The sequence below is a fragment of the Paenibacillus sp. FSL R5-0517 genome (assembly GCF_037974355.1).
Taxonomy (GTDB): Bacteria; Bacillota; Bacilli; order Paenibacillales; family Paenibacillaceae; genus Paenibacillus.
In genome coordinates this window covers 1113703-1135360 of the sequence record NZ_CP150235.1, presented here as the reverse complement: position 1 = coordinate 1135360, position 21658 = coordinate 1113703, and the positions used below count along the sequence as shown (strand labels likewise).

Annotated in this window: 14 protein-coding genes and 1 pseudogene; 1 reads left to right on the top strand and 14 read right to left on the bottom strand. The window is 41.1% G+C overall.

The window, feature by feature from the left end; translation table 11 throughout:
- Positions 1-2: 2 nt before the first annotated feature.
- Together MKX40_RS04995 and MKX40_RS04990 are read right to left on the bottom strand one after the other, a co-directional pair.
- Positions 3-1910, bottom strand: a complete 1908-nt coding sequence (locus MKX40_RS04995; RefSeq protein ID WP_339239911.1) for a response regulator receiver domain — start codon at positions 1908-1910, stop codon at positions 3-5.
- A 2-nt stretch (positions 1911-1912) separates the two neighbouring features.
- Positions 1913-5056, bottom strand: coding sequence for an ATP-binding protein (locus MKX40_RS04990; protein ID WP_339239910.1), 3144 nt, complete (start codon positions 5054-5056; stop codon positions 1913-1915).
- A 110-nt stretch (positions 5057-5166) separates the two neighbouring features.
- On the opposite strand from MKX40_RS04990, the gene MKX40_RS04985 reads away from it, so the two are divergent.
- Positions 5167-6354, top strand: a complete 1188-nt coding sequence (locus MKX40_RS04985; RefSeq protein ID WP_339239908.1) for a DNA cytosine methyltransferase — start codon at positions 5167-5169, stop codon at positions 6352-6354.
- A 184-nt stretch (positions 6355-6538) separates the two neighbouring features.
- On the opposite strand, the pseudogene MKX40_RS04980 reads toward MKX40_RS04985, so the two are convergent.
- The 12 genes and pseudogenes from MKX40_RS04980 to MKX40_RS04925 form a co-directional block, all read right to left on the bottom strand.
- A pseudogene (locus MKX40_RS04980) lies at positions 6539-9435 on the bottom strand (DEAD/DEAH box helicase family protein); the annotation flags it as partial.
- Positions 9436-9648: 213 nt separating this feature from the next.
- On the bottom strand, positions 9649-10128 hold the full coding sequence (locus MKX40_RS04975) for a hypothetical protein (RefSeq protein ID WP_339239906.1): 480 nt from the start codon (positions 10126-10128) through the stop codon (positions 9649-9651).
- A gap of 120 nt (positions 10129-10248) precedes the next feature.
- Positions 10249-10737: a hypothetical protein gene (locus tag MKX40_RS04970; protein WP_339239904.1), complete on the bottom strand. Its 489-nt coding sequence runs from the start codon at positions 10735-10737 to the stop codon at positions 10249-10251.
- Between the two features lie 76 nt (positions 10738-10813).
- Positions 10814-11389 carry a hypothetical protein gene (locus MKX40_RS04965; protein ID WP_339239903.1) on the bottom strand — a complete coding sequence of 192 codons (576 nt, stop codon included), beginning with the start codon at positions 11387-11389 and terminating at the stop codon, positions 10814-10816.
- A 173-nt stretch (positions 11390-11562) separates the two neighbouring features.
- Positions 11563-12036 (bottom strand): hypothetical protein, encoded by a 474-nt coding sequence (locus tag MKX40_RS04960; RefSeq protein ID WP_339239901.1) that lies wholly within the window; start codon positions 12034-12036, stop codon positions 11563-11565.
- On the bottom strand, positions 12036-13232 hold the full coding sequence (locus MKX40_RS04955; RefSeq protein WP_339242922.1) for a WXG100 family type VII secretion target: 1197 nt from the start codon (positions 13230-13232) through the stop codon (positions 12036-12038). Before MKX40_RS04955 ends, MKX40_RS04960 begins: the two co-directional genes overlap by 1 nt.
- A 255-nt stretch (positions 13233-13487) precedes the next feature.
- Positions 13488-13772, bottom strand: coding sequence for a DUF4183 domain-containing protein (locus tag MKX40_RS04950; protein WP_339239900.1), 285 nt, complete (start codon positions 13770-13772; stop codon positions 13488-13490).
- A gap of 82 nt (positions 13773-13854) precedes the next feature.
- A complete protein-coding gene (locus tag MKX40_RS04945) occupies positions 13855-14910 on the bottom strand; it encodes a DUF4183 domain-containing protein (protein ID WP_339239898.1) in 1056 nt (351 codons plus the stop codon).
- A 415-nt stretch (positions 14911-15325) separates the two neighbouring features.
- Positions 15326-15706, bottom strand: coding sequence for a hypothetical protein (locus MKX40_RS04940; RefSeq protein WP_339239897.1), 381 nt, complete (start codon positions 15704-15706; stop codon positions 15326-15328).
- 129 nt (positions 15707-15835) lie between these two features.
- Positions 15836-17308 carry a hypothetical protein gene (locus MKX40_RS04935; protein WP_339239895.1) on the bottom strand — a complete coding sequence of 491 codons (1473 nt, stop codon included), beginning with the start codon at positions 17306-17308 and terminating at the stop codon, positions 15836-15838.
- A 232-nt stretch (positions 17309-17540) separates the two neighbouring features.
- Positions 17541-17855 carry a DUF4362 domain-containing protein gene (locus tag MKX40_RS04930; RefSeq protein ID WP_339239893.1) on the bottom strand — a complete coding sequence of 105 codons (315 nt, stop codon included), beginning with the start codon at positions 17853-17855 and terminating at the stop codon, positions 17541-17543.
- A gap of 192 nt (positions 17856-18047) precedes the next feature.
- Positions 18048-21533: a glycoside hydrolase family 2 TIM barrel-domain containing protein gene (locus tag MKX40_RS04925; RefSeq protein WP_339239891.1), complete on the bottom strand. Its 3486-nt coding sequence runs from the start codon at positions 21531-21533 to the stop codon at positions 18048-18050.
- Between the last annotated feature and the right edge of the window lie 125 nt (positions 21534-21658).

Sequence of the window (21658 nt, the reverse complement as noted above, 5' to 3'; positions counted from 1 at the left end):
GCCTAATTGAAAAGATAAAAATTTCTTAGACTAGCTGAATTTTTTACAAAGAGTTCATCAACTCCAGTTCTAGATTGATAAGCAATATACTCATTCATAATTTGCTGAATATACCCAGGTTCTAGCCTATAAGGCCTTGTGTATTCACCTAAATTCTCGATATTATGTACCTCAGTTGCACCAAAGTTCCAGAGTCCACAAATCAACTTCTCGGAATTTTCAATATTAGGCAGAATAGTTAAGTGTTCATATGACTTTAGTTGTACAAACGCTGAGTCGCTATCTATTTTCTCACCAGTTACAAATTTCAGCATATTACCGACTTTTTTAGGGCGGAAAACATCACAACTTGGCGATATACAGAGAAGAAGCTTGTTGTCTTTAATTAAAACATCTCCAGTATTGAAATAATTCACAATATTTCCACTCGAAATAATAGTACTTATATTGTCAAGACGTTTTTCTTTATATTCTATAACTTTCATTAGATGAACTAGATCGGATACTGTTTTAGAGAAATGTGTATTCCCACTATCATCAGTAACTAGTGCCAATATCACACTAGGTAATAGTGGTCTTAGCCAATCAGTTATCTCTTTCTTCACATTATTTCTATACAATTTAATGCACTGATCTTTCAATTTTTGATTTTCTCTGCATAATTTAGCTAATTCAGTATTTTTTTTCAACTCCTCTTCACAAGAAATATCAATAACTTTCTCAATAATGATTCCAATTGCTGGATCTAAGGAAGTACCATCAATTAGATTAGTACTACTCAGTAAATTGAAAATTTCTTTCCATTTTTCTACAGAAATCTGTTTTAATTTTGATATATATTTTTTGTTTTTCTTCCCATTTGTCCTCGCGTTTTGAATCTGTTCTAAATAGTTTATTTTTTCATTTACTTGTCCAACTAATTGTTCGTCACTCATTGCCAGCAACAAACTAATTTTTTTCTTCCATTGCCCCGTTATCTCTTCAAAAATTATAGGATTGACATCAATAACTTTATTTATATGGTTAGTTATCATCTTAGAAATGACTTTAGCATAATCAGTTGCACTGACACCTGATGACTGAAGTTGAAGCAATAATGTCGTTTCAAAAGGATGAGAGAACTGTTTAAGTACTGTTGCTGTTTCTCCAATAATTTTATTTATCGAATCAAAAAATGCAAATTGAAAAAATCCAAATTTATTAACTAGAATTTCAATAAACGTGTCCTTTAATTTGTTACTGGGTAACTCCCTTTTTTTGCAGACTAAAATGAATGCATCTTGTAAATCGAAAATATCCACATCGCTCTCTTCAATTCTCTTTTTACTACTTTCGATGATTTTTGAAGGAAAGCCCTGTCGAATCATATGTGAAGCTTGAAGCGGGTTCTTTGTGTAAACAACTATCATCTTTAATCTGCCAGTATTACTGAAAACAGTTTCTAGAATCTTTAGTGTCGTTTCTCCTCCAGTTGCATCTAGCTCCCAGTCCAGAATTGTTAAGTGTGACTGTTCTATTAAAGATGCTACCGTATCAACTTGATGTTCACCCTCAAAGAAAAACGGGCTTACCTTATTACCATTACTATTTAGATTATATATTATTTCGAAAGCATCAAAATAATCATCAAGAATATTCATATTCTCAAATATAGGTTGTTCATTTTCTGTTTTCACATCATTTATGGTTTGAGTCACCTCTAAACTTTGTGTAAGAACTACTGGCCTTCTCGTCATTGGTTTTTCTTCTATCGATTCAAGTGAATCCGATGCTACAGAAACTTCCCTATTAGTTAACTCCATAACGCTTCTTAAATCTGATGGCTTTTTAATTGCATCATCAACATAAAGTATATCTTTAAAATACTCTTTTGCGATATTAATAACTTCAGAATTTATTGTATCTAACAAAATTACCCCACCCTATCATTTTCGTTGAATTTTATCTCAAAACTTGCACCACTAAGTATCTTTTCTTCTGGCCTTTGAATTAATGAAATTGTATGCCCCTGTGATTCGAGTACCTTCTTTACTATACTTAGTCCCAATCCTCTTCCTCCAGATCTTTTTGAGAAAAAAGGTTCAAACACTCGTTCTTGAATCCTAACAGTTATTCCAGGACCACTATCTTCAATATATAGTGAATTATTCATTATGTTACTTCTAAATAAAATTATCTTATCATTCCCGTTAAGCAACCAATAAATTGAGTTATCAATTAAATTTGAAATAACAGGATAAATCTTTGAAGGCGATAGCATTAATACAAAATCTTTGTCTACTTGGTTCTCGACTTTTATACCTGCTTGGTTTAATCGAGCAGCAAAGAATGTAACTAGCTCTTCAACAAGGTCGTAAACTTTAACATTTCGTCTTGTTAAATTATAACTTCTATACATGGGAGAAAGTTGGCTATGTCTTGCTCCTATAGCTTTGAAGCCAGCTTCAATCTGGCGAATCCAATAACTTTGCGTGGGGTTAAGACTCGTATTTTTTATATTTTTAATCCCATCTTCTACATTTACTAATAACTGATTAAATTCATGATTTACAATCTCTGCTGCCATTCCCATATTTGCGAGATCAGCATAAATTTCATTTTCTCTTTTTAAATCTTGGTTTTGAGTCTTAAGAAGACCTACTAACTCGTTTAAATCATTTATTGAATTGACTTTACCCAATTTCGATATCTCAGTAATAGTTCTATTCAATATTTCCCTGTAAGACGTATTAAAAAAATTCATTACTTCTTTCAATTTAGCATGTCGAATCTCATCAATTCTTTGTTCAATAGTGTTAATCAAATAACTGAATGATGCGTCAAAATTATTTATCTCGTGAGGCTCTAGGAGACGAAACTGTTCCAACATTAATTGACCTTTTTCTACATCTTGATTTAATTCTTTTTGTATTCGTATGTTATTCGAAAAAATATTCAATTTAATTTCTGACAAGGCATTTTCAAGTTTTATTAGTTGACTAGTTTCAATTAGCACATTTTTCTCTGCGTTGTTAACTTCTTTTTCTATATGATTAAAAATGTCTTTTATATCTTCTCTTAATACATTTAATCTGTTTAAATTAGCAGTTACGTATCTATCAAAATCTTTATTAAATAGCTTCGAGACACTCTCACGCCACTCTTCCATTCTTTGACGAATTGCCTTTTCTCTCTCTTCAAATAGAATCTCTAATTGATTTAGATTTTCACGAAAATCTTCATCAATATTTAAGTTGAAAATATTGATCTCATCTTGTATCTCTTCATTTAGTGCAAACCTAGGATTGGTTCTCATCCTCATTTGCTCATAATCATTATCAATGATCTTATATAATGAATCTTTGGAATTTAGCAGCTCTGAATAACATTTATTTAACAAAGCATAACTAAATTTTTCCGGTATTTTTGGCATTAAATCAAATTTTTCTCTAATATTAATTTTATAATTATTAAATAATTTCTTTTTTTCTTTAATCTCCTTCAAAATACTATTAATCGCTCGTTTGTTCTCTTTTTCTTCTTTATCAAGAGCTTCGTTTTCCTTTTTTTGTTTCTCGTATTTAAGTTGATTAAAACTTACATAACTTTCTCTTAATGCTCTTGAATCCTTTCTTTTATTTGATAAAAAATCAACTGCAATAGTTACAAGTAGATTCTGTAATGTCTTTACAAAATAATGAAACTGTTCATTTTCAATTAGTCCTTCTCTGCTTGATTTATCCTCTAATTCAGGATTATCTTCCGATGTTAATTCAATTTTCCCAAACAAATTTCTATGACTGAATAAGTATTTACCTGCATTCTTGGATCTATTTTGTTCTAGATTTAAGAAATCATTTTCAGGATCACCGTAAGGTAAAATTCTTACGCCATCCCTATATACTTTCAAACCACCAACGTACCCTATTCGAGAGTTTAATGTATCTATCTGCTGTTTTGTTAATCCTGTTTTATCCAAATCCTTTTCATAATGGCATAATTCTAAACTAAAAGGTCCGCAATCTTTGTTAGAAGGATTCATAATCCCTCCAGTAACTTCTATCCCTGCAAGAAGTTCATTATTACAAGCATTTAACAACTCCACATCTGCATTTATCGCAAATAGCTGTCCAAAGAACTTACCGTTCTCAATTTTCCCCTTAATTTTCAAATCATAAAGCTCATGTAACTCGTCATCGACAAAGTGATTAAATTTCACGGGGGTATTATCAACAATCATTTCCACATTAAAATCTTCCATGGTGTTATTGAAACTATCAATAAAAGACCCTAGTCTATTATATCTTTGACTAGCCATGTAATTAGCTTCTCTGTTCTTTGTTGTATCAAAAACTTCCGTCCAAGAATGCCTCAAATCCTGAATAAGCAAAATTGTCCCTTGTTTCTTCAAGTCTAAGGAATGAACGATTTCAGCTAAATGATCAATTGGAGTGCTATTTCTTGAAATTTGACTCTTTATTCGCTCATACAAATCAAAATACTTTTTATTTGGTAATCCATTGCTATCAAACCACGATACATTTTTCAAATTAGACATTTGTTCTTCAATTAGCAATGAAAAAAACGCCTCTGATGTAATCTCTTCTTTAGATTTATTAAAATGTAAGGGAATCACAACATCTTCGAGATACATATCTTGATTCTCAAAAATATTCCAGTTCAAGTATAGTACATGCCATCTTTCATTTTGTGATTTGGTAAATAGCCAAAGTTGCTCGCCAAGAGCTGCAGATGCCAACCGGCCAATTCCTTTTTCACCCATAAGTCGCCTTGATTTTACTTTTGATAATTTTTCATTCTTCGGTTTCTTCTTAGAATCAGTTCCTAGTACCAACCACTTATTAAGAATATCATCCATTTCCATACCAATACCAAGATCGTATAGAAAAATATAAGGTGATGTGTTATCTAAATTAAAGTCAGCAGTTACATCTTCTGCATCCGCATCATATGAGTTTTTTATAAGTTCGATTAATGCTGTAATATCATCTCTTATTTGTTTTCGTCCTAACAACTCAATTGCTCTTGCTTTAGTACGAAATTTATTAACTGGCAAACAGCTCACCTTCTAATCTATATTGTTTTCATTCAAAAATAACTTTTCAGCAACCAGTACATTGTTATACAATATTATCTTACTAAAAGTCTTATTCTAGGGGGTACCAATTGAAATTCTCAGCTATAGAATTATTTTCAGGAGCAGGTGGGGTATCTGAAGCATTGAAAAAACACTTTAATATAATATGTGCAGTAGAATTCGACAAAACTATTGCATCTACATATGCATTGAACCATGGTAATACACACCTATTAGTTAAAGATATAAAAAAAATCAAAAAAAAAAAATGGAAAGAAATACACAAACAATTAAAAGGTAAAAATTTAGATTTACTTGTTGCTACACCGCCATGTCAAGGTTTTTCTAGACATAGTCGTAAAAAGAGTACATCTAGTGCCGATAATCGCAACAAACTAATAATGGAAGTTATTAGAGTTGCGAATTTATTCCAACCTAATTATATACTATTTGAAAACGTCGATAATATAGTAAATTTCAAAATTTTTCATATTTTTTTATCTCTTCTAGCGAATTTAAATTCTGAAGGCTTCAAAATAAATAACAGTCGTCCTTCATATCATCTTCGATTTGAAGTCGTAGACGCAGTTGACTATGGAGTTCCCCAACATAGAAAAAGGATGATCCTTATAGGGAAATTAATTGATACATTTCCTAATAATGATGCGATTATTCAAGAAACTATAAAAGGAATACCATATGTAGTTAAACCACTTTCTCTGTGGCCAGAAAAGAAAATGGCTCCAACTTTAAGAAACTTTCTAAAAAGATATAAATTGTCTGAATTAAGTGCAGGGGGAGTTGATGAAAAAGATAAACTTCATAAATGTAGAAATCTGTCATCTGATAATCTGAAAAGAATTAAGAATACTCCTTTAAATGGTGGGAGCCGCGCAGATTGGAATGATGAAAGTCTAGTACTGGAATGTCATAAAAAAACCAATGTTAGTTTTGGCGATGTTTATGGCAGAATGAATTTTGATGATTACGCCCCTACTATAACTTGCGGATGTTTGGCCTACACAAAAGGACGTTTTGGACATCCTGAGGAAGATAGAGCTATCAGTATGAGAGAGGCTGCATTAATTCAAACTTTTCCTATGCACTATAAATTCACTGGAAAAATTAATGGAAAGGCATATGAAGGCTCTAGCGAGAACATTGCTACCCAAATTGGTAATGCAGTACCTGTAAAACTTGCTCAATCATTCGTTAATGTGATATACAAGGAGCTTTTAAACAAGTATGAAACTGATGATCTATCTATCAAATCATAAAACTCAATAGCATAACGGATCTACGAAACGTTGAATAGTATTGTAGACCCTAAACAAAAAAATTACTATAAATTGATAAAATACTTGTTAGTTTATTCAAAAATTATGATTTACTTATTATTTATATCTTTAAAAAACAATTTATGTATATTCTATCGCCTAACGGCACTTATACAGCTGCTCGGGTAGCAGTGTGCTCCGACACCCGGCTCTGAGTCTGCCAGTGGAATAGCCGCTCGTTAATCGTTTAGGGTGAGAAGTCCTTATCCGATTTGTTCAGTGTAATGAAGAAAATATCGGTCTGTTCATCCGCAAAATACTTCACCCCTTCACGGAAGGCGGGGGATTGCTGCGCATTCCAGTAACCGAAGGCGGCGAGCACTTGATCGATGGAGTACATACAGTGGATATCCAGTGGACAAGTGTACGGGAACGAATTACTTTTATCCACAAATCGCAGATGAGCCAGATTATATTTGAAAATATCCACAAGCTCTGCTTGGAATGCTTCACAAGACAGCACACGCTGCACACCCTCTTCGATGCTGCTCAACCCTAGCTTCTCAGGCGCGGCCCGGTGGAAGGTGTAATAGAACATAATCAACATGCGCTGTTCATCAGCGTTGGTCGGTTCTTTCCCTTTTTCAATGTAGTCTATCAGGAACGTTAGCCAGTTTCGGGAGTTGATGGTCAGCACAGATGGAAGTCTGCGGATGTACTCTTCGTGTTCATCTTCAATAGGTGCTGTTAATCCGGCTTCGGCCAACATGCCGCGGAAATACCTTCTCCCCGTGCGTTCACCATACAATTCATAGAGAGTCATCCCATGATGCTCCACAAAGTGAGCCAAGGTCAGCGGCAGTCCGGTGTCTTGCTGAAACGTTTGCAACTTCTGGATCAAGGCTCTGCGATTACGACTCAGCTGCTTGAGGTTGCGCATGACGTATTCCTTCGCTTGCTTTTCCAATTGAATGAACGTGCCGCGTGGCAGGTTCGAAAATCCGTTCTCGACGTAGTACGAGATGGAATGTTTGGTGGCGCCGATCAGGGCGCGGAATTTATCCTGGAACCTGTATTCCTGATGCGCTTGTCCGATGAAGTCGAGCACGGTCAGGCACTCTTTGCTCTTTGCCCTCCGCCATCCGTAGTCCACGTCCCAACTGTTGCAGGAATACGGTCAGACTCTCGGTAGGACGCAGAAACAGGATGGTGTTCACCTCAGGGATATCCACGCCCTCATTGTACAGATCAACGACAAAGATCATGCGCAGTTCCCCGTTCACCAGCTGTCCTTTCGCAGAATGACGTTCTTGTTCGCTCGACCCGCCATGCAGGGCCATGGATGGAATGCCAGCTTCGTTAAATATTTTTGCCATATACAGCGCATGATCCACCCCTACGCAGAAACCAAGCCCCTTCACATCGTCCAGATCGGTTACGTATTTGTTCAGACTTTGGATGATCTGGTTGGCACGGATTTTGTTATGGGTATAGAGCTTCTCCAGTTCGTTCAGGTCATACTTCACCTGAGATAGATCGACAGTATCGGTGACGCCAAAATATTGAAAAGGGCTCAGTAGCTTACGGTCAATTGCATCGGTTAGGCGGATCTCGGCGGCAATCGTATGATCGAAGTAGGCGGTAATGTCTTTGCCATCCATCCGTTCCGGTGTTGCAGTGAGTCCGAGTAGAATCTGCGGTTCGTAATGGGACAACAGCTTCTGGTATGAAGGTGCAGCCGCATGGTGGAATTCATCCACAATGATGTAATCGTAATAGTCTGGGCTGGTGATCTCCGTCAGCTTCATAGCGTTAAGACTCTGAATGCTAACAAACAAGTGGTCCAACGCCTCCGCTCGGTGATTCCCGACATGCAGCTCCCCAAAGTTCATATCCTTCAGGATATACCGGAACGTGTCCCGGCTTTGCTTCAAGATTTCTTCCCGATGGGCGACAAAAAGCAGCTTGGCTCCCACATGGCTTGCCCGGAACCTCTTGTAAGTCAAAGGCAGAGATGACCGTTTTGCCAACGCCTGTGGCGGCAACGATCAGGTTGCGGTTTCGTCCATACAGCGTACGCTCAGCGTCTAGCTGTTCCAGCACTTCCTTTTGATAATCGTAAGGCTGGATGTCGAGGTGAAAGTGGTTGGACTGATCTTTTTTGCGATTTAGAGCCGCCTTCAACTGGGCCTCATGTCCTTCATCTTCAGCTACATATAGGGTAAATTCACGGTCATTCCAGTAGCTCTCAAAAGTCGCTTCAATCTTGCGCAGCACGTCGAGTGAATCCTTCTCCGTCACCTTGAGGTTCCACTCCATACCACTGGTCAGCGCCGGGTTGGACAGGTTAGAGGAGCCGACATAGGCTGTAGTGAAGCCAGTATCACGGTGGAAAATGTACGTTTTGGGGTGCAGCCGAGTCACTTTGGTATCATACGAAATCTGAATCTCTGTGTTAGGTAATTTGCTAAGTTCGGTAATAGCCTTGAGGTCGGTTGCCTCCATATAGGTGGTCGTGATGATCCGCAGCTTCCCGCCACCAGCCGTGAACTGTTGAAGCTGTTCCAGAAGCAGGCGAAGCCCGCTGAACTTGATAAATGAAACCAACCAATCGATCCGATCGGCGGTCACGATCTCCTTTTGCAACTCCAATAACATACTCGGTTCGGACTTCGCACCTGTGAATAAAGAGCTTTGGGCGATTGGCGTATCTGGACGAACGATTTTGGTATCCCGGACCGCACGAATACTGTTCAGCTTGGAATACACATGGGTCAACACTTCCCCCTGCTCATCCAGTTGCAATTCGTTGTACTCTTCTTCCCCCAGTGTGCCTTTCAGGGTAGCAATAATCTCATTACACGTTCGAATCTGCGCCAACACTGCTGTCTTATCTTCCGTCTGTTCCCGCACAATCTTGAGCGCTCGCCGAGTCACCGCCGCCAAATACGTGGACAGCAGCTTGCGCGCTTCCTCTGCATCCAATTTCTCGGTCCCAATGTTATACACATCCGGGTCCAGCGCCGAAATCTCCTGTCTGGTGATAATGTTAATAAGCTGTTCATATATGCCTTGTTTCATGAATATACCTCGTGTGGGTGTAGGATAGTTGTGGATATTTCTCTATGTATATGATGAGCTAAAAATTGTTTCTTCTATATTATCGACCAATTGGTGGAAGATTTCATTAGTTGTTTGATTTCATAGGAAAAAGCACCTCTACTTTTGGTTTGGTAGAAGTGCTTTTCTATGAATACGATTTTGCGAAATATTAACCTAATGATCTACAGATTATTAAATATCCATCGGATCTTTCTCAACAAATTTTTCATACCAATTGTTTAATGGAAAATGTGAGACTTGTGTAATTTCTAGAGAGAGTGGTTTGATGGTAAAAGAGCCCCCCCGTTCAAAAAGTATAATTACCGGTTCATATATGTCTAGATACTGGCTGATGCTCGGAGTATTCTCTGCGTACTTCGCCAACTGTAGATAATATTCAAATATTCTTTTCACATATGAGTTTTGATTCAAATACGCAACAGCCTCCGAACTGCAATAAGCTGAAATATCTAATTCCTCTTCTTGATCTCCTAGTAGTTTCGCCACATTTGTAAATGCAGGTGGCATAGGCTTCAGCTGCTCCGCTTTATAAAATTGAGCCATTCTTCTGAGAAATTCATATCCGAGTTTAGTATCCTCCTCAGAGATAACAGTACCTACTAAGGCCCAATTTATATTATTTAGTTTGGATACTGCATTTTCCAATAACATTCTATTTCACCTCAACATTTAGTAATCAATCTTATCATCGTAGCTAGTATTCTTATTCCAAAAAAATGCACTTCTACTTTTGGTCCGGTAGAAGTGCATTTAACATTATTTATCTGTAATTCAGTTGTGAGGTTTCGTAAAAACCGAATACTCGATATTCTCAAGGAGTTCTCCATAATGCGTCTGGAGCAGTTCAAGGTATGTTCCGTTGAACGTATACTTTCCGTTTTTAAAGAGAAATATCTCCTCTCCAGAAGTGTGATAGAATACGCCCTCTACTCTAAGTGATTTTAATATAGCGAAAGAAATTTCATACATTGTTTTATACCATAATTCATATTGCTGGTTATTCTCCAATTCATAAGAAATCGTTTGTTGATAAATAAAATCCTCTTCTTGGAACATCGTTTCATAAGATGCTGCTGGATGATCAGCCGGAAAATTATTATCATAAACAGTAATTTTTAAACCACCGCTTAGATCAAACTCATGAATGAACAATGCATTGTGTTGTCGGTTCATATAATTCACTTCAAAATTCTTACTTTCAATTAATTTTTTCAACCATAAAGGATCTTGTTTTCCATTCAACTTCAGTGAATATTCCATTATCTTTTCGCCTTTACTTTAATATAAAAAAGATGACATTCCCATTATTTCAATACTCCTCGACTATGTCTAATCCCTAGTAAAACCTCGTTATTTTCAAATGTATAAAACTAGACAACCTTTTCACTGACCAATTCGGATCATATGGCATCTGACTTAGTTTTAAAATATCATCAGCTGTGTAATACCACTCGGCATCATCAAACCATAAATAATCCTCGCCATTATCTTTAAAATACTCTACAACAAATCTAAAAATAAACTTGTACTGATGATTTATATTTTCAATATCTAAAGCCCAGAAGTAATTTTCGTCTTGAGTAAGCCAAGTGAAACTATCGACTGAGTCTTCTTCTACTTGATTAACATTAAATGTGAAGTACTTTAAGTTGTCCTTTTTATCCATGTTTTTAAAAGTAAATTCATCAACTTCTGATAGTGTTCCCTCAGCTGATATGAAGAGATCCCCACGGTATTTATCTTTTATCAAAATACAAAATATATTCGCTTTTTGCGCTGCTTTCTTAAAATCTTCAATGGCTTTTCCAGGAGAATAGTTTTCAATCTTTTTCAAAAAAATCAAAGAACTCATCTCAAACAGCCCTCTTTCAACTTGTCGATTAGCTTTCCCTCTTTTTATCCCTTTGCTCATCTTTTAAATTCTTGACAGCTCAATCCTTCACCAGAAGTAGTTCCTCAATAATCATCGGTACATCTTCCTCTTCTACATCAACACCAATCGAGAAGATATTTATCCTTTTTTTCCAACATAGTATGGTAGAAGTGCTATATGCTTTATCTATAATTCAGTTGTATATTTTTATTTCAAAGGCTTTTAGGATCCATGTAACACCAATTGTCATTGTAGGATACTTTTATCTTCTTCATATCATCCAAGTTATAAAACCAATCTTCCTCAATCCATGCTTTTGCATCCGGAAATTCATTCAAAAATAAAAAAAGAAATTTAAATAACAAATCTTCATTATCTTCAAAATCACCAGATACTACTGTTTTAAAGTAATCTATTTCTGGAGAATCCCATTCAAAATTAACAAGTTTATGAGGGTATGGTTCATCTGCTAGTCCAAACATCAGTTGTCTGTCAAAGCTATCTTTTAATGGAATATCACTAATGCAAAACTCACAATATTTTAATTTTGAGGCTTCATCAATCTTTTTCAAGTCATGACTATAAAATAATCCCTCCTTATTACATAACTCTTCTAAACGGAGTAATAATTTATTTATTTCGATACTTTCCCCGCTTCTAAATACAACAGCTGCTGACGTTCCCATTATTTCAATACTCCTCCTAATTCATCTAGTGAATTTACAACAATAACACCTGAATTTTTAAGAGAATCCATATTCTCTTTTACGTATTTATTCGTCAAATCAATTGGCTTGTCAATATAGACAATAACTTCTTTCATTTCATGATTGAGAAACTTAGCATTGTCTGAATTAATATATTTATCTATCTGTTCCATGTCTAAGGCCGCTGTAGACTTTTTCACTTCAATAATTTGTTTACTAGTAACAACATCTAGGTCTCCTGCAACCTCATTATTCGTAAGATTATTTGCTTTTAATGCAAATCCAAGTACTTCAATTCTTTGCTGAACATACTCCGCCACCCTTCCCTCTAGAGCTCTACCTGAGTTAGGACTCTTTAACGAACTTTCGATTGCGTTTGGTATATTTTTAGGATTCTGTTCAATCCAGCTAATCTTATTTCCTGATGGATTCGTGAACTCAACTTCTATCCCTTTATTTGTTCTAATCTTTACAGGTTCATTGAGAGTATACGGTCCCTCTCTTTTAACACCAGATCCACCCAGATCGGTATGCTTGTCATCCATCGAACGAAAGGCTTTCCCAAACAATACATACGCCAGAGCCTGACCTGTCATCGCCCCACCGTAATATCCTGCCCCACTCTCATCAATCTGCTTCTTCTGGTCTTCTACAAATTGCTCTATATCAGACCTCGCGGTTCCCGTACCCCAAGCGGTATCCCATGCAAACTGAATACCACGCCCAACGTCTACAACTTTGCCCACGGTCATCGCATATGCCACACTGCCTATTGTACTGAACGGGTTAGAGAAGAAAGCTTCTGCTGTCTGCCCCATTCCCGTTATTGTTTCTCCTATGGATTTATCAAGCAGCCCTACAGCGAAATTGCGCTTCAGCTCTTCTGGGATGTACAACGCCACCTCGCCTGAGCCGTCCGTTGTTCTGAAGTTCTTTGCGATAAACGTAAACTCATTCTGGATCTTGTCCAACAGACCGAGTGTAGTCGGGAACACTTCTTTTGCCTGCATAAAATCCCAGAAGAAACGCTCTCCGGTCACACCCGACCAATCGGATTGCAACATATAGATCGATTTCTCCAGTTCCCAGACCATTCGCTCCAGTTCCTGTTTCTTCTGCTGGACCAATCGAGCTTTCTCGTCCAACACATCGGGGTGTACCTGAATACGTTGCATCCTATCTTCACCGCCAACCTGACCATAGTTTATGTACCTAAATTTTAACAAGTGAGAGTGAGGATTGGAATCAAACGGAAGGATCATTTCCTCAGAGGTTATCCGGTAGTTGGGCAACATCCTTGGTTAACCATTTTTGCACATTAATGCATGAATGAATACCGGTATGTCGACGGGAGTCTTGTACAAAAAGAACGACTTCTACCCTCAGATAGAAGTCGCACAAGATAACGATACAGCATGATTACATCTTCATTAAGACACTACAAATTGTACAACAATTGGAGTCCCTGCATTTAATGCATCTCCACCAGGGATTGTAAGTGTAGTTGTCGTAGCCGAGGATGTATCTGCTGTTTGCATAAGGCCATTAATATAAAGATTGTAATAGTTGAACGTGCCTGGGAATGCCGTTGCAGCTACACCCGCATCATTTGTAAAAGCTGTCGCAGCAATCGCAAATGTTGCTCCAGTCCCGGTTCCGTCACCAATGGTTGCAGCAAATCTCAAACTGTTCTGAAATGGGGTCACGAGTGGCATGTTTCTCACCTCCTACCTGACATAGTATATGTGGTAGATTCGAGCGCAGTGAGGGCAAAGGAACCGGTGAATAAAACCAATTTTAACCATTTATGATATTGGTTGTTATTATAATCATCTCGATAATAATAGGTGTCCCTGCAAAGATCACACCGTTTTGTGACGAAAAAGACAACCTATCCGCACTTACACTATATGAGTTTCCTGGTTGGACGACCCCGTTGATATAAAGATTGTTAAAGCTGTTAAGTCCAATCCCGGCAAATTGGGTTATGCTGTCGCCATCGTCATTAGTGAATGCTGTGGCAGGAATTATAACTGAGACCGACAAATCCAGATCGGTATCTGGAAAATAGAAGTAACGGTTTACCGTAGGAATGATTTCAATTCCGGGTATGGTGCCCGGCGGACCTTGCTCACCTGGGGGACCCGTTGGCCCTTGCGCTCCGGGAGTTCCCGGTTGACCCGGCTCACCTTGAGGGCCTGCGGGCCCCTGCACTCCGGGAACTCCTGGTTGACCTGGCTCACCCTGAGGACCTGCGGGACCCTGCGCTCCGGGAACTCCCGGTTGACCCGGCTCACCTTGAGGGCCTGCTGGACCCTGCGCTCCGGGAACTCCCGGTTGACCCGGCTCACCTTGAGGGCCTGCTGGACCCTGTACTCCGGGAACCCCCGGTTGACCCGGCTCACCTTGAGGACCTGCTGGGCCTCGCGCTCCTTGAGTTCCCGGTTGGCCCGGCTCACCTTGAGGGCCTGCGGGGCCCTGCGCTCCGGGAACTCCTGGTTGACCCAGCCCACCTTGAGGGCCTGCTGGACCCTGTGCTCCGGGAATACCCGGTTGACCCAGCCCACCTTGAGGGCCTGCGGGGCCCTGCGCTCCGGGAATACCCGGTTGACCCGGCTCGCCGTGAGATCCCGCGGGACCTTGGGCGCCTGCACCCCCTTGCGTCCCGGGGAGACTAACCGTCTTCAATTCATGTTGTCTCAACGGAGCGAGCAGTGGGGAAGGCTCACAACATACAGGATTGCTGCCTCCCGCTCTCGGTAATGCAATAACTTTTTTGTCACAGACCATTTTCTGTGATTTTACTGGACGCTTCAGGGAGCGGTACTTTCTTCGGCACACTTTACGAATCATCTTATATTTCCGTTTTCGTCGAATTTTGTTTTTGTATTTCAATCTAGCACGTCTGGGCCTTAATTTGTTGAGGGTAGCTGTCCTCTTGTTCAGATTCTTCAAAATAGTCACTCTCCTTAGGCCGATGCACACAGTGTGTATGCCCTATGTATATGTCAGTGGCACATTCGGAGAGTGTGCGAATAACTATGATGGAAGCCCATTAGCTCATTGTTTCCCCACCAGAACCTCACATATCACATTTTATGTTTAACTCAGACGATCCGTCGGAAGCAAACTTCCATCTATAGAGTTCAGCGATTCTCGATCTAGTTCTCGGTTACTTTGCTGAACCAATCGGGCTTTCTCGTCCATAGGCAAAAAACATTCATTAGCCAGATATTTTACGTGTCCGTGCACGTTTTTTAGTAGATTCTTACCTCTTCTTAAAATGCTGAACGATCTCTTCCGGTTCCTGCGTCTCCAGTGTAATCTCGCCTTTCTCGAACAGGATCATGTACGGATATGATTTCAGACCAAAAATCTTCTCATAATCAAACTTGTTTTCATCACGCACATTATAAAAGGTTACGTTAGTAATTGGGCCTTCTGCCCTCAAATTCTCGTTATTCACTTCACTTAATTGCGCCTGTAGATCAACAATAAATGGCCGCTCCGCCGTACGGTCAGTAAATACAATTAAAGAAGCATCGTTCCTCTGAAACTGAGTTAATTGTTCAATGGCCTTTTCTCTATTATTTTGACCACAGCCTGTCAATACGAATATCAACATACATAACAACCAGAACCTCTTCATTAAACTCCTCCTCCAAAATACAATAATTGTTACTACTTATTAATAGTTGCGTAACACGATATCGTCATTCCATTAGAGTAGGAACTACAAAGAGTTCATTCATGAGCACCATGAATGAACTCTTTTTTGTTAATCTCCACCGCCACCTGAGTCGCCTCCACCGGAATCCCCAGAATCTCCATGATCCGATCCATGATGGTGTCCACCAGAACTGTCGTGATGGTGATGTGAATGCCCGCTATCATACCCTGTTGAGCTACCGCTATATCCCGTGCTGCTACCTGGTGACCCCGTCTCCAAAGTTCCAGTCACGTAATTCAAACGCTCATATGGATACTCCGCAGCTAACATAGGACGAAATACTCCACGTAGATGCAATGCTAGTGCTAATAATGGCGCGTGTGTAAGCGTGGAGGAAACAGGCACACTATCTACTTGTTCCGCTTTCAGTTGCACCAAACGTCTGAGTTCCGGATCGACATGATTCTGAAGTGGGCTCCAATCGGTCTTACGTGCACAACGTGATCCAATCCCGAGCACCAGAGCCGTCTGTAAAATGCGTTCAATGTTCTCCGCGGATTCGTGCAGACGATCTACTGGAATTCCTTTCTTATAGCGTCTACGCCAGCGGCGCATGGAGACAGCCCAATCCCGTGCAGAAGAATCTACTACACGAGCAGGCAGGATTAGACGTAGTAACAGCGACAAGATAATCACGCCAATGAACATACTGTTCTCGGCTGATTCCCCCGTAGCGGACAGTGTTATTGTGACCAGTAATCCTACACTAGCCAGCTGATAAGCCCAGCGCACTCGAATTCGCTTTACAGCTACCAACCAGAGCACCACTGTCACAGCGAGAGCTATACTCCCCTGAATCCCCACCCCATTGGAGAAGCATAGTTCGCAGGTCAAGATAAACAATACAGGAAACACGAGCATCACAAGCAGTCGGAGCAGGAGGGGCGTTCGGATCAAACGTTTCCAGTCCTGTCTTGTCTCAAGAACGCTATTCTTCCATGCCTTCAATCCCTGCTCTATTACTTTTTCCTTACGACGATAATGCTGCATCTCTTCGGACTGTGAACTTTGCTTCGAGCTTGGTCCTGCCAGCGTATCCAGCCGGAATCGCTGTTGACCGAAGCTATATTCTTTCAGCATCCATTGCAAAAGTAGGCGTTCGTCTTCATTTACCGCAGCAGCAGGTTGCTCATTCCGATACTCCAGTGTGGTATTTGGCCCATACTTGTCATCCCGATATCTCTTTTTGGCTTGCACGATGCGCAGGGATAACACCCGAGAACGGGTTAACTGGAATAACGACGCCTGTGTATCCCTCAACTTCAATCGTCCCTTACTGCGTAAATAAGCCAGAAACAAAGGGTCCGCCTGCTCCACTTCTTCATCCGAATATGTACCTTGGCTTAAGTAATTCCGAATCCAGGTTAAACATTGCAGAATAGTCATGGCGAGCAGCACCCACATCAATGATTCACTAATGCGAAGAATCCAATCATCCTGCAATACCAAGGCTTGTCCCTGTGCGAGGGCTGGTACTTGATGGTTTGTTGAAGCAATAGATGTCGATAACACGTAATTCACCTGATGAACTCCTTCCATAATATGACGATTCGATCTACTTTCTATAAACCTATTTATGTGATAAAAGAATCGAATATTACTTCGGAAGAGAGAAGATATTTTCCTTTTCACAATCGGTTAACACATAGAACGTACGCCCCTGTTCACTTTTTATCGTACCGATGCCTTTACACGTATTCGTAGTTTCACCCTGCCCTGAGCCATACATATCTCTTGAATCATCATATGTGGTTTAAATCACCTTGCCGTCATATACCAGTTCGTGGATCACGGGCCCACCTTCAATCGTGTACTTGGTTACCCGGACTTGACTCGGTTGCTCTTTGCTCACGTGCTTCATGAATGTCCTCCACTTGTCGCCGTTTCGCATGCCCTTCATGAGTACAACCACATCTCCACTCTGCTCTGCTTGTTCAGGGTTATGCGGTTCGATAATGTCAGGAAAAGAAGTCATGACTTCTTCAGAATCGATGGTCTGCTGATGAATTGGATTACAACCTGTTAACAGCCCAATCAATATACATAGAGTGAGTATGCATTTTCTCATTGGATCACCTCATATGTACAACGCTCAAAGTACTCTATTGGTATGCTCTCTCTTTATGTTCTGTCTCTAAAATAGCATGAGTGCTCAGCACTCTTCATTCTCGCTCGCTCGTTATGACTATAAAAAATCCTCTTCAAGTAACTCAATGTTCTGATAGAACATCGGTTACTTGAAGAGGATTGATCGGTTACTCTATTTCTCGAAACGGAACCAGTCGAAGTCAAACTGACTTCCCGGCAAGAAGATAAAGATTACCTTTTGCACACCTGTCACCCGCCCAAGCTCAAACACCCGCTCCTCATATCCTTCGGATTGTGTGAACTCAACCAGTTGATTGCTCTGTCCGTCCGCACCCGCGAAGCGGATATGAATCGTATTGATATCAATCGGTGAATGGCCATGAATAACGAGCTTCGAGGTGCCTTCGCTCGTAAAGTCCATGTTTTCGAACTCCAACGACACATTGTTCCCGATGCCTTCAACACGGTCACCCTCAATTTTGAAGGTATCTCCATAGAGATGGTCACAGGATGCCGCCGCATTCTGTTCAAAAGCACGACTCTGGCGTTCAAATGAGAATCCTTTAATATGAATCTTCTGCTTCAACACAAAACAGATCGAAGTAATCCCGCTCAGACGTTTGGACAGCTTATACGTCTCTTCCTGATACACATTCCATTTGGATTCCTTGTCATACACCACATCGGCGATCATTGTGCTGCCCTCTTCATCCGGCATGCCTTCCCAGATCTGCATGAAGTACTCTTCGCTCGACAATGCAAAGATCGGAATAGTGATCGTATCGGAACCATATGGGCCAAAGTCGATATTGCGGAAGCCTACATGTGTCTCCCCGTCCCGACTTGTTGCTACACCGCGTTCATTCCCGTTACCAACCTCACCTTTGGTGTAATCATATAATCCGCCTGTGATGAAGCCATATGGATCTTTGTAGGCAGTACCGAGCCCTTCCGCTTTGAATTCCAATTGGGAGATGAGTTTGGTTTTGTCCGTACCATTTGCACTGGTAGCGCGAAGTCGGAACGCCCCGTCACCAATCGCAGATACTTTCACCGTATGTTGATTCTCCCCATTGCCATCCGTTCCCGCAGGCATGACTTCCACCTTGGCAATGTTGGATTCGATGCCGCCATCATTCACAGCAGCCCATTCGATGTCCCGATAGGACGCGTTCTCTGGATACAGCTTGACTGTTACGAAGAGCTCTGGGTTGGACGGATCGAGCAACTGTCCTGATTCGCTGATGATCTCGATTTTCCGCAAAGGAATCTCCTGAGCGCTGCCCGTCAGCACCGGACGTTCTTCATTGACCATGAAGACTGGTTGCACTTGTTTCTGACCATCGACATCTGTCGCATCCACAACCTGCACTTCATACTCCGCTGCGGCACCTTCCAACCCTTCCGAAGATACTTCGATACGTACCGTTCCAACTTCATCCGTTGCTCCGATAATGGCCATCAGTTTACCGCTAAACAACCTTCTGCTGAGCCCTTTGTATGGATCATAGTCCGTGCTGTCTCCATTATCCAGACCCAGTAATCGCCCTGCACCAGACACCTGAACCTGGACGCGGTTGTTGGCATTGTGCACCGGATTACCCGCTTCGTCTTCCACCGTAATTTCCACGAAAATGAGATCTGTGCCGCTCGCCTGTAATTGCTCCCGATCCGCCTGCAGACGAATCTTCTTCGCATCCGTAAAGGATCGTTGTACATCGATTGCAATCACAACACCGTTCTCATCATAAGCGATCGCCTTCAGCTCGCCCTCTTCATAAGGGACTTTCCACCAGCCAGATAGCTGTGTTCCATGCGCATGGTCAATATCGTAGGTGCCAATCGTCTTACCGTTAAGTTGCAGCTCAATCTTCGGTGCGTTGCTGCACACACGTACATCAATGATCTGACCCGGGTTGAAATCCCAATAAGGGAATAGGTGAATCATCGGATTTTTCTTATAATCCGTCCATGCTGCCTGGTAGATATAATAAGCGTCTTTCGGGAACGTTGCCGTGTCCAGCTGTCCAAAATACGAATTCTTCGTATGATACGGAGTCGGTTCACCAATATAGTCGAATCCGGTCCACAGGAATTGCCCCAGTGAGTACGGACGATCCCGCTCAGCCAGAATGCAATATTCTGCCGACTTCGCGCCCCAGCTTGTCGTGCTGTTCCCAAGTGCCGAGCACTGCTCGTCATCATCAGCCAGGATCGGCTGTTCAAATGGGAAGTGATAGATGCCACGACTTTGCACCACTGATGAGGTCTCACTGCCATAGATGATCCAGTCTGGATGTTCTGCATGATGCTGATCATAGTATTTTTCCGCGTAGTTGTAGCCTGCCAGCTTCACGATATCCGCACATTTCTGTGCATTTTCCCATGGCATATAGTTGGAACCGATGGTCACGCCCGCATTGCCTTTTGGATCAAATTCCAGCACATAATCCATCAGCATCCGAGTCACTTCCTGGCCGCGCTCATCCGCATGGGTATCATAGATTTCGTTCCCGATACTCCACATGATCAGACTGACGTGATTACGATCTCGTTTCACCCAGCTCTTCACGTCCGTATGTGCCCACTCTGGGAAAAACCTCGCATAGTCATATGGCGTTTTGGCCCGTTCCCACATGTCGAAGGCTTCGGACACAATCAGCATGCCCATCTCGTCTGCAAGTTCCATGAACTCTTTGGCTGGCATATTATGCGCGGTGCGGATGGCGTTAACGCCCATTTCTTTGAGCAAAACGAATCTTCTGCGCAGTGCCGTCAGGTTAAATGCCGCTCCCAACGCCCCGAGATCATGGTGTTCACACACACCGTTCATCTTCGTATGGACCCCATTCAGATAGAAACCTTCACTCGGATCCAGCTTAACGTCCTTGAATCCAATACGTTGGAATACCGCCTCAATGATCTTCTCGCTCTGATCTTCCGAGATCAGTTTCAGTTCCGTGACCAGCTCATACAGATGTGGTGCATCCGGGCTCCACAGGTTTGGATTCTTCACAATGATCTGTTGGCTATCTGTCAATACAACCGCATTCTCTCCCACCGAAGTCGTAACATTCGCTTGGCTGGATGCCACCACTTGACCTTCATACCGGATCGTATGCACCAGCTCTGCCTGCTGATTCTGCTCCAGGTTCAGTTCCGTATCCACTTCCACCTGCCAGCCATCCGGCTGCTGCTTGATAGATACATACGTTCCATCCGTCACAATATGGTTGCGGTCCCTTGTCTTTAGCCACACGTTGCGATAGATTCCAGCCCCGGAATACCATCTGCTGTTCGGGCTCTGATGCACCACTTTGATCACAATCTCATTGTCGCCTTCCACCAGTGCATTCGTGATCTCATGTTCAAAAGCAGAATATCCATACTTCCACTCCCCAACCAGCTGCCCATTCACATACATGGACGAATCCATGTATACGCCATCAAAACAGAGCAGTAGCTGCTGCTCATCCTTCGAGTAATGAAACGTTTTGCGATACCATCCAATGCTATCCTCGTACAGTTCAAGCGTATTATATATCAGCCAATCATGGGGAAGCTCCACAGGTTCATACACCAGACCCGCAGGTTCCGTAACATCCAGCTTACTTTTCGCAAATTGCCATCCATCATTAAAAAGCCTCTTCTGATTCATCGTAGATTCTCACTTTCTTGAAGTAAATTATGATTGCGGTTACAACAGTTGATATCGATTTTTACGAAAACCTTTTCGGTATTGCTAAATATGACTATAACACATAACCCGATTATACCATCAGT